Here is a 14419-nt window from a genome sequence, read left to right as displayed (position 1 = left end):
TTAGCAGATATAAAAAGTCTCGTTGTAAAATGCAACGGGACTTTTTTATTGCCGTTGTTTACATGTGATACTTTATAAATACCTGAATAAATAACCTGATTGCAAATATTAAAATCACTGCCCCAGCTATTTTATTGAGGTTCTGAATGCTTTTTTCTTTAATCCGGTATCTTAATTTTGCTGCATAATACGTTTTAACACAATCAACTGATAGCTGGGTTGTCATCGCAATCACAAAGAATACCACCTTTTCGGCCATATCATAATGAAGCTGTACCGAGATAATACCCCCAACCATAATCCAAAACATCAAAGTAGACGGAGATAAGAGGCACATTAAAAACCCTTTTAATATATAACCTCTTTTTTTGATTTTTACAGTTTCTGAAATGTCGTAGCTTACTTTTACTTTATTAAAAAGATAGTAGAGGCCAATTCCAAAAAGGAACAATCCACCAATAATACCTATGTATTGATTGTATTCAGAATTATAGTCTACAAATTGTGAACTGAATATGGTAAGCGAGATAAAGATTATGTCGCTGAAAACTACACCTATAGCTAAAGAGAACCCAGCTTTAAAGCCCTTTTCTATGCTGGTTTTTATCATGGAAAAAAATACGGGACCCGTTAAAAACGAAAATAAAATCCCCGCACCTATCCCTTGTAATATTGCTTCAAACATTCAGCTAAACATATATAATACGCTAATATGCAATTTTAAACATAAAGTGACCTTATTTTTTTACTAGTTTTCATGCAGATATCTAACGTCCTGTAATGTGTAAACATTACACTTTAGCTTATAGTTTTTTTTATTTATGTTTAGCGTTCTAAAAAACCAAGTTTAAAATGAGTTCAGAAAATTCTCAAACCAAATGGGGCCAATTTATTCCCTTAGTCACAGTGTTCTTTTTTTGGGGCTTTGTAGCTGCCAGTAATGACATATTAATACCGGTATTTAAAAAAGCATTTGACTTAACTCAAAGCCAAAGCCAATGGGTATCACTTGCATTTTATATTGCCTATACGGTTGGAGCATTAATTTATAATGCCATTTCAGTTTTAATGAAACAGGATCTTGTAAATAAGCTGGGCTACAAGAATTCATTAGCTTTAGGTTTGGTTATTTCGGCTGTAGGAACGTTGTTGTTTTATCCGGCTGCAAATCTGGGCTCATTCCCCTTAATGTTATCTGGGTTGTTTATCGTGGCATTAGGATTTTCTTTGCAACAGACGGTAGCAAATCCATTGGCCATTGCATTAGGACCAATTAAAACAGGTTCCCAACGATTAACATTAGCAGGTGGTATTAATAACTTTGGTACTACAATAGGACCCCTAATTGTTAGTTTTGCCATTTTTGGTTCATTATCTACAGCAAGTGAAGATGTAAGTATTGAAAGTGTTAAAATACCATACTTAATTTTAGGAGTTGCGTTTATTGCGGTTGCAATATTTTTAAAGCTGTCTTCTCTGCCAGATAGACCAACCTTGGTTGAGTCGGTAATTGAGGATCCAAGCCATAAGGGTTCTGCTTTAAAATACCCTCAGTTGGTATTGGGTATGATTGCCATATTTGTTTATGTAGGTGTTGAAGTATCTACTGCAAGTAACCTGCCTGCTTACATGGAAAAGGACCTGGGATTTGCAATTAAGGATATTGCACCATATGTATCTTTATACTGGGCCAGTATGATGATTGGTAGATGGACTGGAGCTGTTGAGGCTTTCACCGACAATGTAAGTACACAAAAAATATTAAGGTTTGTGGCTCCATATTTAGCTTTCGGGATCTTCTTAGGTGTTAATGCAATATTTCACCATGATTTAGCTCCATTTTATGTTTATGGTCTAATTATCTTAGTGTTGATTATTGCTGATATGGCGAGTAAAGGAAATCCAGCCAGAATGTTGCTGATATTCTCTATCATAGGTATTAGTGCACTCTTAATCGGTATGTTTACAAAAGGTATGGTAAGTGTTTATGCACTTACAAGTGTGGGGCTGTTCTGCAGTACATTGTGGCCTTGTATCTTTACATTGGCTGTGAGTGGTCTGGGTAAAAATACAAGTCAGGGAAGTAGCTTCTTAATCATGATGATCATGGGTGGAGGAATTATTAGTTGGGTACAAGGATACGTATCTGAGTTCACTGGTATCCAATACAGTTATATAGTAGGTGTGCTATGCTTCGCCTATCTGGCATATTATGCCTGGAAAGTAAGCGGCATCCTTAGAAAACAAGGAATTGATTTCGATAAAAAAATAGCCGGCGGCCACTAAAATAGCCTTCGCATAAAAACTTCCCTCTTTGCTTAAAGGAGGGAAGTTTTTTTTTACCCTATATTTGCCAGCCGGTTTTTTGAATTAAAACGCATCAGATGAAGAAAGGATTTAAAGATATATTTATGAACTTAGCTACCGATCTGTCGCACCGCTCACACTGCGTGCGTGCCCATGTTGGAGCTGTATTAACAAAAGATACCCGAATTATTTCTATAGGCTATAACGGGCCGCCTTCAGGTACACATAACTGCGATGAAGAGTGGCCTGAAACAGGATGCGACAGAGATTCGCGCGGTAGTTGTTCACTTGCATTACATGCAGAAGAGAATGCCATATTGTATGCGGTAAAAAATGGTTCTAGAATATCAGGGTCAACTTTGTATACCACACTTTCGCCGTGTATTGCTTGCGCCAGGTTAATATTATCGTCAGGTATTAAATTAGTTTACTATAAAGATTCCTATGCAGAGTACAAGGGCTTGGCGAGCGATGAAGGTGTTGATTTTCTGCGAAGATTTGGTGTGGAGGTAATTAAATATTCTTAACTTTGGCCATGCTAGAAAAAATCATAATTCTCGATTTTGGTTCCCAATACACACAATTAATTGCCCGTAGGGTACGCGAGTTAAATGTTTATTGCGAAATTCATCCCTTCAATCATATTCCTGAAATCTCATCTGACGTTAAAGGCATCATATTTTCAGGTAGTCCATATTCAGTTCGTCAGGAAGACGCACCTCAAATAGATCTTGAAAAATTCCATAAACATTATCCTGTTTTAGCAGTTTGTTACGGTGCTCAGTATATTGCCCAGCACACAGGTGGAGAGGTTAAGGCTTCATCAACACGCGAATACGGCAGAGCCAACCTAAACTTTGTAGCAGATAATAATAAGTTATTTAAAAATATTAGTGCAGGTTCACAAGTGTGGATGTCACATGGTGATACCATTACAGCAATGCCTGCAAATGCAGAACTTATAGCCAGTACAGATAGTGTAAAAGTTGCCGCTTATCAGGTTAAAGATTCAGAAACCTATGCAATCCAGTTTCATCCAGAAGTAACACACAGTACTGATGGTAAACAATTGTTAGAAAACTTTCTTGTAGACATCTGCGGATGTAAACAGGAGTGGACTCCAGATGCATTTGTTGAAACCACCATTGCTGAGCTTCAGGCTAAATTAGGTAACGATAAAGTTGTTCTTGCCCTTTCAGGTGGTGTTGATTCAAGTGTTGCAGCAATCTTATTGCATAAAGCAATTGGTAAAAACCTACACTGCATCTTTGTAGATAATGGTTTGTTACGCAAAGGAGAGTACGAATCAGTTTTAGAACAGTACAAACACCTTGGTTTAAACATAAAGGGAGTTGATGCTAAAGAACGTTTCCTTAGCCAGCTTGCAAAAGTTAAAGACCCAGAATTAAAGCGCAAGGCAATTGGACGCGTATTCATAGAGGTATTTGATGATGAAGCACATGAAGTTCAGGATGTGAAATGGTTAGCACAAGGAACCATTTACCCAGATGTTATTGAATCTGTGTCTGTTAAAGGACCATCAGCAACTATCAAATCACACCATAATGTTGGTGGATTACCTGATTTCATGAAGTTAAAGGTTGTAGAACCTCTTAATACATTGTTTAAGGACGAGGTAAGAAGAGTGGGCAGATCATTAGGACTTGAACACTTTATTATTGGGCGTCACCCTTTCCCTGGTCCGGGATTGGCTATCAGAATTCTTGGTGAAGTAACTGCAGAGAAAGTTGCCATTCTACAAGAAGCAGATGCTATCTATATTGATAACTTAAAGGAAGCCGGCCTTTACGATAAAGTTTGGCAGGCGGGAGCCATTTTCCTTCCGGTTCAATCTGTTGGTGTAATGGGCGATGAGCGTACTTACGAAAACGTAATTTGCCTTCGTGCAGTTGAATCTGTTGATGGTATGACTGCCGATTGGTGCCATCTGCCATATAACGTACTCGCAAAAATTTCTAACGAAATAATTAACAAAGTAAAAGGAATTAATCGCGTCGTATATGATATCAGCTCAAAACCACCAGCTACAATTGAGTGGGAGTAAATATTGGGTAATAGCTTTTATTGGACTTTTTTTAGCTGCATGTTCACCTAAAATTCAAAAGACCACTACTAAAAAGCCCGATGTTCCTAAAAAGGTAGAAGAGAAAAAAGAAAAGCCTGCGTCTAAATTTACGCAGGCTGATATTTCTCTGCTGGTTCCGTTCAGATTAAATGATTTAAGACTTAAAACGGCCACCAAAGCTGAAGTCGAAAAATCAGCTATGGCAATCGATTTTTATCAGGGATTTAAGCTTGGTATAGATTCGGCAGCAGAACAAGGACTCAGTTTTAAATTAAATGTTTATGATTCCCGCGACAATAACAGTCAAATTGAAGGATTAATTAAAAACGGAGGATTAAGCAACAGTAATTTAATTGTTGGGCCGGTTTACCCCGCAGGATTAAAATACATTAAAGATTACTCTGTAGCGCAAGGCATTCCCGTTGTTAATCCGCTCGCGGCTACACATCCAGAGGAATTTAATAACCCAAATCTGATCTCTATTGTAAATAATATAGATTTACACGTCGAAAAATTAGGGTTTTATATTACTAAACATTACAATCCAGAAAACACAGTTTTAGTACTGATAGATTCAAAAGATGCAGGCAGTAAATTACTGTCAGCACCTGTAAAAGCATATTTTGAAAGCAGCAAGAAAAAGTTCACTTTTCAGGAATTTGCTTCTGTTTTTACTATGGAGCTGAACCTGATCAAGAATAAGAAATATGTCATTATTGTAACTTCCCCGGATAGAAAGTTTGTAATACCAACAATTGATAAGCTAGTAAAATTAAAAAATGCTGGTCTGGATATAGATTTGTATGGTCACCCTGACTGGATAAAACAAAATTATAATATAGACAAGCTTCAGGCGCTAAATACTGCTGTAACGTCGTCTTATAAGGTCGATTATAAGAATAATCATGTGATCTCATTTATTAAGAAATATAGAGCTGCGTATAGCTTTGAACCCGGTGAATATTCGTTTAAGGGATTCGATATCGGCTTTTATTTTGCTCAGCTTATTTCCAAACATGGAAAAGATTATCTGAAATACATTACAGAGGAAAAATATAAAGGGCTGCATAATAACTTTTCATTCTACCATGATGAAAAATTAGGTTATATTAATACCAGTTTAATGTTGTTACGTTACCAGGATTTTTCTTTAAATCTTATTGAATGAGGGTAGAACACCAGATCAGGGCATTTGAACAGGTATTTAAAAGTTATGACGGCACACAGCCGCTACATCGTTTCTTGTTTACTTATTTTAAGCAGCATAAACAAATGGGCTCGTCCGACCGGCGTTGGGCTACCAGATATATTTATAGTTTTTTCAGATTAGGTAAGGCACTCCTAAAAGAAGATACGATACTTCGTTTGGCTATTTCCGACTTCCTTTGCAATCAAACACTAAGTCTGGTAATTGAAACTAAGTTGCCTCAGTTTAAAGAGCAGATCAATCTTTCCGTTCAAGAAAAAATAGCTTTAATAACAGATCAGTACCCTTCCTTTAAACTTTCTGAGGTATTCATATTCAATGAAAACCTGAGTGAAGATATTGAAAAGCAAGACTTTTATGAGTCATTTTTTATACAGCCGGATTTATTTTTGCGAGTTAAACCGAGCTATATAAACCAACTTATTAAAACGCTAAAAGAGGCAGAAATAGCAGTTGAAGAGATAAGTAAAACTACTTTGGCCTTGCCAAATGGAACCAAACTGGAAAAAATTGTACCCTCACAACAGTATTATCAGGTACAGGATTTATCATCACAGAAAACAGGAGATTTTTTTGAACCTCAGACCTGGGACTATTGGTGGGATTGTTGTGCCGCCTCAGGAGGCAAATCCCTGCTTCTGCACGATCTTGAGCCTAGTGTACAGTTATTGGTTAGCGACGTAAGAGAAAACAGCTTAAACAATCTGGAGGAGCGTTTCCGTGAAGCGGGATTAAAAAAGTATCAGAAAAAAGTGTTAGATCTGCTTCAGAATAACGATCAGGATCTGCATCATTATGAATTTGACGGAATTATTCTGGATGCACCTTGTTCAGGGTCGGGTACCTGGGGTCGTACTCCTGAAATGCTTTATTATTTTGACGCTCATAAAATCAGTTATTTTTCGAAACTTCAAACAGCAATCGCAGGTAATGTTGTTAAATATCTGAAAACAGAGAAGCCATTGGTATACATTACCTGTTCTGTATTTAAACAGGAAAATGAAGATGTTGTAGCATGGATAGTCGAAAACCTACCCCTACAACTCGAAAAAATGGAAGTGATTAAGGGCTATAAGGATAAAGCAGATACCATGTTTATTGCTCGCTTTATTAAAAAATAGTCACTCTTTTAGTGCCCATGGGTACCAAACCACTGCTTAATTTTACTCTTAATGTGACTTATGGTCTCAAACAATATGGCCAGCACACCAATAATCAACGTGAATTGCTCGAAGCTGTTCATAGCCTTTTTTATTTTAGACGATCAAAAGATGGTTTTGTTACAAGCCAGTATTGTTTCTGAATAATTTGATAGCAATAGCAAGAAGGATAATTCCAAAAGCTTTTCTTAAAACATTTAAGCCGGATTTGCCAAAAAGCTTCTCTAAACGCTCTGTATTCTTTAATACAAAATAAACGAATAGCATATTGATGATGATTCCAATAATGATGTTTTGAGTTGCATATTCAGTTTTTAACGAAAGTAAAGTGGTCATGGTTCCAGCACCTGCTATTAATGGAAATGCAAGAGGCACAATTGATACCGTTTCAGGCGCATCACCTTCTTTAAATATGGTTAGACCAAGTACCATTTCCATGGCAATAAAGAAGATCACAAATGAGCCCGCAATGGCAAATGATTCAACATCCAGTCCGATAACCTTTAACAAGGTCTCGCCGGCAAACAAAAAGATAACCATAAGTACGGTTGCAACTATAGCTGCCTTTTCAGATTGAATATGTCCGGCTTTCTTTCTAAGCTCAATTACTACAGGTATAGCTCCCAGAATATCAATGATAGCGAATAGTACCATTGAAGTAGATAGAATTTGTCGAAAATTGAATTCCATAGCAGTTAATTTATGCTACAAAGGTAAATTAATTAGCAATAAAAAAGCCACTCAAACTGAGCGGCTTTTTTATTGCTAATTATGCTTGATTACTTTGCCTGAACCCGATTAGATGTTGAAGCCCGGTATAAGTATAAAATGATATGCGCAACAGCAAACACTAAGGAGAAGTAGTATAAGCCTGTGTCTTTGCCGTCAGTAATATTGTGGTGAATTAACGCCACTATGATCAACAAAATAGCAAGGCCAAAACCTACATAAGACACAGTTTTAGTGCTTTTTGCTAATGTAGCTTGTAAGTTATCAGATAATAAACTGTTTTTCATACCATAGAACAGGTACACGTTAATACCAATAATCATCCATACCAATAAACGAACCCATGTATCAAGAGGCAGGAACACCATCATACCTAAGCAAACCGCTACACCCAATATTGGAATAAGCGGTACCAAAGGCACTTTAAATGCACGAGGCAAATCAGGCATTCTATTTCTTAAGATAACTATTCCGATGCAAACAAGAATAAATGCCAAAAGAGTACCTATGCTTGTCATTTCGCCCACTACAGTGGCCGGAACAAATGCTGCGAATAAGCTTACAAAAAACATAAATAATAAGTTGCTTTTTGCAGGTGTACTATATTTAGGGTGAACTTTCGAGAACACCTTTGGTAATAAACCATCTTTACTCATCGAGAAGAATACCCTCGATTGGCCCAATAGCATCACTAGGATAACTGAAGCATAACCACCCAGAATGGCAAGAATAATCAACTTATTTAACCACGGATAAGATGGAACAACAACACCTGCTGCATTTTTTACACCCATATTGTCAATTGCAACAGCAACAGGAGCAATACCATCCTGACCTTTAAACATGTCAAAATTAGCTACCCCGGTCATTACGTGTGCAAAAAGAATATATAGAATTGTACAAATAAACAAAGAAACAAGGATACCGATGGGCATATCTTTCTTAGGATTTTTTGCCTCCTGGGCAGCTGTAGAAACGGCATCAAAACCTATATAGGCAAAGAAAACAATTCCGGCCGCTCGTATTACGCCCCCCCATCCGTGTGTAAACATACTTTCGTGACCTGGTTTGTCAGCAGGAATAAAATAAGGTGAATAGTTGTCGGCGTTAATATATTTCCATCCTAAAAGGATAAAAATGAATACAATTACAACCTTAATAGCTACAATGAGCCCATTAATAAATGCAGATTCGCTGGTGCCTCTGATCAAAACAAAGGACATTAAGACGATAATAAATACAGCAGGTAAGTTAAACATACCAGAAACTACGGTGCCATCTAAAAGGGTTGCCGTTTCAAAAGGCGACATGGTTACCTGCGCGGGTAGATGGACATCGTAATACGCCAGAAACTTGACCAGATACCTACTCCAGCTAATGGATACCGTTGCGGCACCTAAAGCATATTCCAATACCAAATCCCAGCCAATTATCCAGGCTATAAATTCACCCATTGTAGCATACGAATAAGTATAAGCACTACCTGCTACCGGGATCATTGAAGCAAATTCGGCATAACATAAGCCTGCAAAAGCGCAACCCAAAGCTGCAATAACAAATGAGATGGTAATGGCTGGTCCTGCGTTATTGGCGGCAGCAGATCCGGTTATGGAAAACAGTCCGGCTCCAATAATTGCACCAATACCCAAAGCCACCAAATTGACGGGGCCAAGGGTCCGTTTCAGGGTTCCTTCACCACTTTCAGCAGCTTCTTGTGTAAGTAAGTCAATTGACTTTCTAAAATTCATAGTTTAAAGTTTAGTTAAAGTGTATCTATAACTCGTCTAGTTTATATTATAAGTGCCAAACCTAAATAAAATATATCTAAAAATAAAAGGGATTCTTTTACGAAATCCCTTTTATTTTTATCCTAATGAAGTTTAAGGTTGAGCTTTAATGTTGTCAATCGATCTTCTTGACTGTTTCCCCTCCACTTTTAGTGTGTTGCTCACTTTGTTTTGAGCGAATTGAGTATTTTTAGGTCTTTCCTCAAGTAAATATTTTACGTTTTTAGCTATTTCTTGTGTTAATGCCGACATTTTAGCGGAAACCTGAATCGAATTCGTGATTTCTTTTTTTGAGGCGGTATTCTCGCCTGGACTAACAGCTATATATGGGGCAATAACCAAAGAGACAATCGACATTAGTTTAATAAGGATGTTCATTGACGGTCCGGAAGTATCTTTAAAAGGATCGCCAACCGTATCACCTGTAACAGATGCTTTATGAGGCTCAGATTTTTTGTAATGCATCTCGCCATTGATCTCAACACCCTTTTCAAATGATTTTTTAGCGTTGTCCCATGCACCACCCGCATTACTCTGGAAAATTCCCATAAGTACTCCGGATACGGTAACACCTGCTAATAGACCACCTAATATTTCAGCAGAACTTACCGATGGGAAAACACCTTTGAAACCAAAACCCACTATAATTGGAACTAAAAGTGCAATAGCACCTGGCAACATCATTTCGCGAATCGAGGCCTTAGTCGAAATGGCAACACATTTTTCGTATTCCGGCTTTGCTTTATATTCCATAATTCCTGGAATTTCGCGGAACTGGCGACGAACTTCCTGTACCATATCCATTGCTGCTTTGCCAACCGCTGCAATACATAATGCAGAAAATATAAAAGGAATCATCGCACCTACAAATAGCCCGGCCAAAACAGGAGCTTTATAGATGTCGATAGCAGATATACCCGCTACACCAACAAATGCCGCAAATAAAGCAAGTGAGGTTAATGCTGCCGAAGCAATTGCAAATCCTTTACCGGTAGCTGCAGTTGTGTTCCCAACGGCGTCCAGATTGTCAGTACGTTCACGTACTTCAGGAGGTAATTGACTCATTTCAGCAATACCACCAGCATTATCAGCAATAGGGCCGAATGCATCAATTGCCAACTGCATTGCTGTAGTAGCCATCATACCTGCAGCGGCAATTGCTACACCGTATAATCCTGCAAAAGCATAAGAGAAAATGATGCCTCCTGCTAAAACCAGGATAGGAGCAACAGTAGATTTCATACCTACCGATAACCCCCCAATAATGTTTGTAGCATGACCTGTGCCAGATTGCTGGATAATTGAATTAACAGGGCCTTTCCCCATTGCCGTATAATATTCAGTTATAATACTCATTAAGGTACCTACAACCAATCCTACTATGATCGCAAAAAATACGTCAATACTGGTAAAATCAACGCCGCGCAAATGCAGGTTTGAAGGCAGCATCCACATCACAATGAAATAAGATGCAATGGCAGTAATTACAATTGATCCCCAGTTGCCCAGGTTTAACGCTGTTTGTACATTAGAATCTTCACCTTTGATGCGCACAAACCAGGTGCCTATTATCGAAAACAAGATACCCAATCCGCAGATCACCATAGGTAATAGTATCGGAGACATACCTCCAAAATTATCTGTCGCAACAATTTCCTGTCCTAATACCATTGTAGCAAGAATAGTTGCCACATAAGAACCAAATAAATCCGCTCCCATACCGGCCACATCACCAACATTGTCGCCAACGTTATCTGCAATGGTTGCCGGGTTACGCACATCATCTTCAGGAATTCCAGCTTCAACTTTACCAACTAAGTCGGCGCCTACATCGGCAGCTTTGGTGTAAATACCACCTCCCACACGCGCAAAAAGCGCAATAGATTCGGCTCCTAATGAAAATCCGGTTAGTACCTCTATCGCTGTTTTCATTTCTGCGCTGTTTGGTTGAACAACATTAAAAACGTTTAGGAAAACAATAAATAAACCGCCTAAACCTAAAATAGCTAAACCTGCTACACCCAATCCCATTACCGTACCGCCGGTAAAAGAAACCTTTAGCGCTTGTTTTAAACTTGTTCTTGCAGCCTGAGTAGTACGAACATTCGCTTTTGTTGCTGCTTTCATTCCAATGTATCCTGCGGTAGCAGAAAACACAGCTCCAATAATAAAGGCAATAGATATGATCCAGCTGGAGTGTAATTGTACGCCGTTAACTTCATGTACCGTTCCTGAATAGGCAAGTAATGCAGCCGTAAACACAACAAAAATGCTAAGTACTTTCCATTCAGCTTTTAAAAAGGCCATTGCACCATCAGCAATATAGCCGGCCAGTTCCTGCATGTTTTTATCCCCTGCATCCTGTTTGTTTACCCATGCACTTTTAATAGCCATCACAATGATGCCAATTAAACCCAATGCGGGAATAAAATAGATTAAATTGTTCTGTAAAAACTCCATACTTTGATCTCTTGTTTAGTTTATTTTTGGTTGTTAGTTGTCGACTTTAGCTGCCTCCAAAAAAGGCCAAAGCCAATTGTTTGTAGCTGGCAGACTGCCCTTTTTCGCCATTACCTTAAAGCACTTAAGTCATTTAATTGGCAAGACCGGGCTTTACAAAAATAAGCGTGTTTCTGAAATTACCAAATTTTTAATGAATTGATTACTAACCTTTTTTATGAACCGGGAATTTATGCCATTGGTTGCTTTTAATCGGGTTTATTAGTCAGAAAGACGAAGTCCTCACATAATTCGCACATTCTACATACATTCTTCACAAAAAAGTACCTGTTTGTGGGTTTGGTGTGAACGAGGTGTGAAGAATGTACGAACGTTCTGTATTTTTAATATATTAGCAGGGCAGTTGATACATAACTTATAAAGCTCTTGTATTGGATTTATGCTAAAACCAACCAAACAAACCATATGGATAAAGAAAATCAAGACGGTTCTTTTAAAAGAGAACTAGGACTGTTAGATGGTACCATGCTCGTAGTCGGCTCAATGATTGGGTCGGGGATATTCATTGTAAGTGCTGATATAGCCCGACAAGTCGGTTCTGCCGGTTGGCTTATTCTCATTTGGGTGGTTACCGCAATAATTACCATTATTGCCGCAGTTAGTTACGGTGAGTTGAGCGCAATGTTCCCAAAAGCAGGAGGACAATACGTTTATTTAAAAGAGGCTTATAATAAACTGATTGCATTTTTATATGGCTGGAGTCTGTTTGCCGTAATACAAACAGGGACTATTGCGGCCGTAGGGGTCGCGTTTTCTAAGTTTGCCGCCTACCTTTATGAACCTTTTAGTGAAAATAATATCCTATGGCAAATTCAAACAGGAGTTAGCGACAAAGGTATTCCGGAGCATTACGCAATCAGCGCGGCTCAGTTGGTTTCTATTGTCACCATCGTTTTTCTGACCTTTGTAAATAGCCGTGGTGTTAAGGATAGTAAAATTCTGCAAACTGTTTTAACGATTATAAAAATCCTATCACTTTTTGGTTTAATCATTTTCGGATTTACCCTTGCAGCGAAAGCTGAGGTCTGGGATGCAAACTGGGCCAATGCCTGGGAAACACGTTCTTTTAGTTTAGAAACAATGACCTGGGCGCCTATTAGTGGAAGCTTATTACTATCGGGAATTTCGGCAGCAATGGTTGGTTCATTGTTTTCAAGTGATGCATGGGCAGGGGTTACCTTCATTGCCGGAGAGATTAAAAATCCTCAGCGCAATGTTGGTCTAAGCTTGTTCCTGGGAACGCTAATTGTAAGCATAATTTATATTCTTGCTAATCTGATGTATGTTGCAGTATTGCCTCTCGACCAGATTACCACTGCAAAATCTGATAGGGTAGCAGTAGTTGCGGCACAGTATATTTTTGGACAAGCGGGTACCATAATTATTGCTGTAATGATTATGATCTCTACGTTTGCCTGTAATAATGGTTTGATTATGGCGGGGGCCAGGGTATACTACACAATGGCAAAGGATGGGTTGTTCTTTAAAAAGGCGGCCACTTTAAATAAAGCAGATGTACCGGGCTGGGCTTTATGGGTACAAGGAGCATGGGCTTCTGCGTTGTGTTTAACGGGTAGATATGGTGCTCTTCTGGATTTTGTAGTGATTATTGTTTTGATATTCTATATCCTTACTATCTATGGGATATTCATTTTAAGAAGAAAAATGCCTGATGCAGAGCGTCCATACCGGGCTTTTGGTTATCCGGTTCTGCCAATGTTATACATCATAGTAGCATCAGCACTTAGTGTTGCACTTTTAATCTACAAGACAGACACTTGCGGATGGGGTGTGTTAATTATGCTGATAGGGATACCAGTTTATTATCTGACTAAAAAAGTTGAAGCAACCGAGTAATAAAAAGGTAATCGTCATCTCCTTTGATTAACCAAAGGAGATGACGAGGCAAACGATAGCGTTACCGAGCGTATTAAACTACTGGTTTCCTAAACGTGTGGTGAAGTCAGAAATAACATTTTGGTATTTTCTCAATACCCGATCCCAATCATGAAACTGTTCATCGGCTTTTACGCTTGTTAAAGGAGCACCAGAAAATTCACTTACAAGTTTAACCTTATAAGTAAGCGGTTCGCTTTTAGATAGCTTAATAATTAAACGCGTTCTGATAGTGTTTTGCTGGAAACTTTGAATGCTCCATGAAGTTCTTAAATAAGATGTTTCTTTGTCGGCAACTTCAATTGCATCAAAGTAATCAGTCACAATTTGATTTGCGCGTTTCCACACCTCTGCCACATCTTGTTTTTTATTGATTTCAATAGAGAAATCGATGTTGGCCTGGTCCGTTTTTATTGAAGCTTCCTCGGCATCATCCTTCTTCATGTCAAAAAACTGCTTCTTTGGTGGCTCGGCCATTCCCTTCTTATTGCAGAAAGTTTGCTCATACTTTAAGAACCCGGCTTTCTGAACTTTTACATTTACGCAAGAGTTTTTTGGGACTTTGATCTTTGCATTACCTGTACCTAAAATTTGTCCGTCTACAACAATTTTTGCATCAGCTTCTGAAGCTGAGATTTGGACGGTTTGAGCTTTAATTGCAAAAGGTGCAATTAAAAACAGTGAGGCTGTTAATAAAGATTTTAATTTCATAATAAAGTTAATTTGT

At 38.3% G+C, this 14419-nt stretch carries 11 protein-coding genes; 6 read left to right on the top strand and 5 right to left on the bottom strand.

What is annotated here, in order from left to right; all coding sequences use genetic code 11:
- Positions 1–58: 58 nt before the first annotated feature.
- Positions 59–685 carry a LysE family translocator gene (locus tag HQN86_RS11765; RefSeq protein ID WP_048907226.1) on the bottom strand — a complete coding sequence of 209 codons (627 nt, stop codon included), beginning with the start codon at positions 683–685 and terminating at the stop codon, positions 59–61.
- A gap of 167 nt (positions 686–852) precedes the next feature.
- Here HQN86_RS11765 and HQN86_RS11760 point away from each other — a divergent pair, with 167 nt between their 5' ends.
- The 5 genes from HQN86_RS11760 (at position 853) to HQN86_RS11740 (ending at position 6721) form a co-directional block, all read left to right on the top strand.
- The gene (locus tag HQN86_RS11760) at positions 853–2286 is read left to right on the top strand and encodes an MFS transporter (protein ID WP_172661180.1); all 1434 of its coding nucleotides are present in this window, start codon (positions 853–855) and stop codon (positions 2284–2286) included.
- A 98-nt stretch (positions 2287–2384) separates the two neighbouring features.
- The gene (locus tag HQN86_RS11755) at positions 2385–2834 is read left to right on the top strand and encodes a deoxycytidylate deaminase (RefSeq protein WP_246269571.1); all 450 of its coding nucleotides are present in this window, start codon (positions 2385–2387) and stop codon (positions 2832–2834) included.
- An 8-nt stretch (positions 2835–2842) separates the two neighbouring features.
- Entirely contained in the window at positions 2843–4372 is a 1530-nt protein-coding gene (guaA, locus tag HQN86_RS11750; protein ID WP_172661179.1) for a glutamine-hydrolyzing GMP synthase, read from the top strand.
- Positions 4329–5561, top strand: coding sequence for an ABC transporter substrate-binding protein (locus HQN86_RS11745; RefSeq protein WP_172661178.1), 1233 nt, complete (start codon positions 4329–4331; stop codon positions 5559–5561). Before guaA ends, HQN86_RS11745 begins: the two co-directional genes overlap by 44 nt.
- Entirely contained in the window at positions 5558–6721 is a 1164-nt protein-coding gene (locus tag HQN86_RS11740; protein WP_172661177.1) for an RsmB/NOP family class I SAM-dependent RNA methyltransferase, read from the top strand. The genes HQN86_RS11745 and HQN86_RS11740 overlap by 4 nt, the downstream gene beginning before the upstream one ends.
- Before the next feature lie 159 nt (positions 6722–6880).
- On the opposite strand, the gene HQN86_RS11735 is transcribed toward HQN86_RS11740, so the two are convergent.
- From HQN86_RS11735 to HQN86_RS11725, 3 genes are all read right to left on the bottom strand, one after another.
- Entirely contained in the window at positions 6881–7450 is a 570-nt protein-coding gene (locus HQN86_RS11735; protein ID WP_048907221.1) for a MarC family protein, read from the bottom strand.
- A gap of 89 nt (positions 7451–7539) precedes the next feature.
- Positions 7540–9237, bottom strand: coding sequence for an amino acid permease (locus HQN86_RS11730; protein ID WP_172661176.1), 1698 nt, complete (start codon positions 9235–9237; stop codon positions 7540–7542).
- 132 nt (positions 9238–9369) lie between these two features.
- A complete protein-coding gene (locus HQN86_RS11725; RefSeq protein WP_172661175.1) occupies positions 9370–11736 on the bottom strand; it encodes a sodium-translocating pyrophosphatase in 2367 nt (788 codons plus the stop codon).
- 465 nt (positions 11737–12201) lie between these two features.
- On the opposite strand from HQN86_RS11725, the gene HQN86_RS11720 reads away from it, so the two are divergent.
- Positions 12202–13653 (top strand): APC family permease, encoded by a 1452-nt coding sequence (locus tag HQN86_RS11720; protein WP_172661174.1) that lies wholly within the window; start codon positions 12202–12204, stop codon positions 13651–13653.
- Positions 13654–13731: 78 nt separating this feature from the next.
- Here HQN86_RS11720 and HQN86_RS11715 read toward each other — a convergent pair whose 3' ends face one another.
- Complete coding sequence (locus HQN86_RS11715) at positions 13732–14403, bottom strand: hypothetical protein (protein ID WP_172661173.1); 672 nt, start codon at positions 14401–14403, stop codon at positions 13732–13734.
- Between the last annotated feature and the right edge of the window lie 16 nt (positions 14404–14419).

The organism is Pedobacter panaciterrae (assembly GCF_013204795.1).
Lineage (GTDB): Bacteria > Bacteroidota > Bacteroidia > Sphingobacteriales > Sphingobacteriaceae > Pedobacter > Pedobacter panaciterrae.
This window is presented reverse-complemented; position numbering and strand designations above follow the sequence as displayed.

Excerpts from the sequence above, each read along its gene's own strand:
- HQN86_RS11760 (WP_172661180.1), top strand. The coding sequence starts at position 853 with ATGAGTTCAGAAAATTCTCAAACCAAATGGGGCCAATTTATTCCCTTA.
- HQN86_RS11720 (WP_172661174.1), top strand. The coding sequence starts at position 12,202 with ATGGATAAAGAAAATCAAGACGGTTCTTTTAAAAGAGAACTAGGACTG.
- HQN86_RS11765 (WP_048907226.1), bottom strand. The coding sequence starts at position 685 with ATGTTTGAAGCAATATTACAAGGGATAGGTGCGGGGATTTTATTTTCG.
- HQN86_RS11730 (WP_172661176.1), bottom strand. The coding sequence starts at position 9,237 with ATGAATTTTAGAAAGTCAATTGACTTACTTACACAAGAAGCTGCTGAA.
- HQN86_RS11725 (WP_172661175.1), bottom strand. The coding sequence starts at position 11,736 with ATGGAGTTTTTACAGAACAATTTAATCTATTTTATTCCCGCATTGGGT.
- HQN86_RS11745 (WP_172661178.1), top strand. The coding sequence starts at position 4,329 with ATGATATCAGCTCAAAACCACCAGCTACAATTGAGTGGGAGTAAATAT.
- HQN86_RS11735 (WP_048907221.1), bottom strand. The coding sequence starts at position 7,450 with ATGGAATTCAATTTTCGACAAATTCTATCTACTTCAATGGTACTATTC.
- HQN86_RS11715 (WP_172661173.1), bottom strand. The coding sequence starts at position 14,403 with ATGAAATTAAAATCTTTATTAACAGCCTCACTGTTTTTAATTGCACCT.
- HQN86_RS11740 (WP_172661177.1), top strand. The coding sequence starts at position 5,558 with ATGAGGGTAGAACACCAGATCAGGGCATTTGAACAGGTATTTAAAAGT.
- guaA (WP_172661179.1), top strand. The coding sequence starts at position 2,843 with ATGCTAGAAAAAATCATAATTCTCGATTTTGGTTCCCAATACACACAA.
- HQN86_RS11755 (WP_246269571.1), top strand. The coding sequence starts at position 2,385 with ATGAAGAAAGGATTTAAAGATATATTTATGAACTTAGCTACCGATCTG.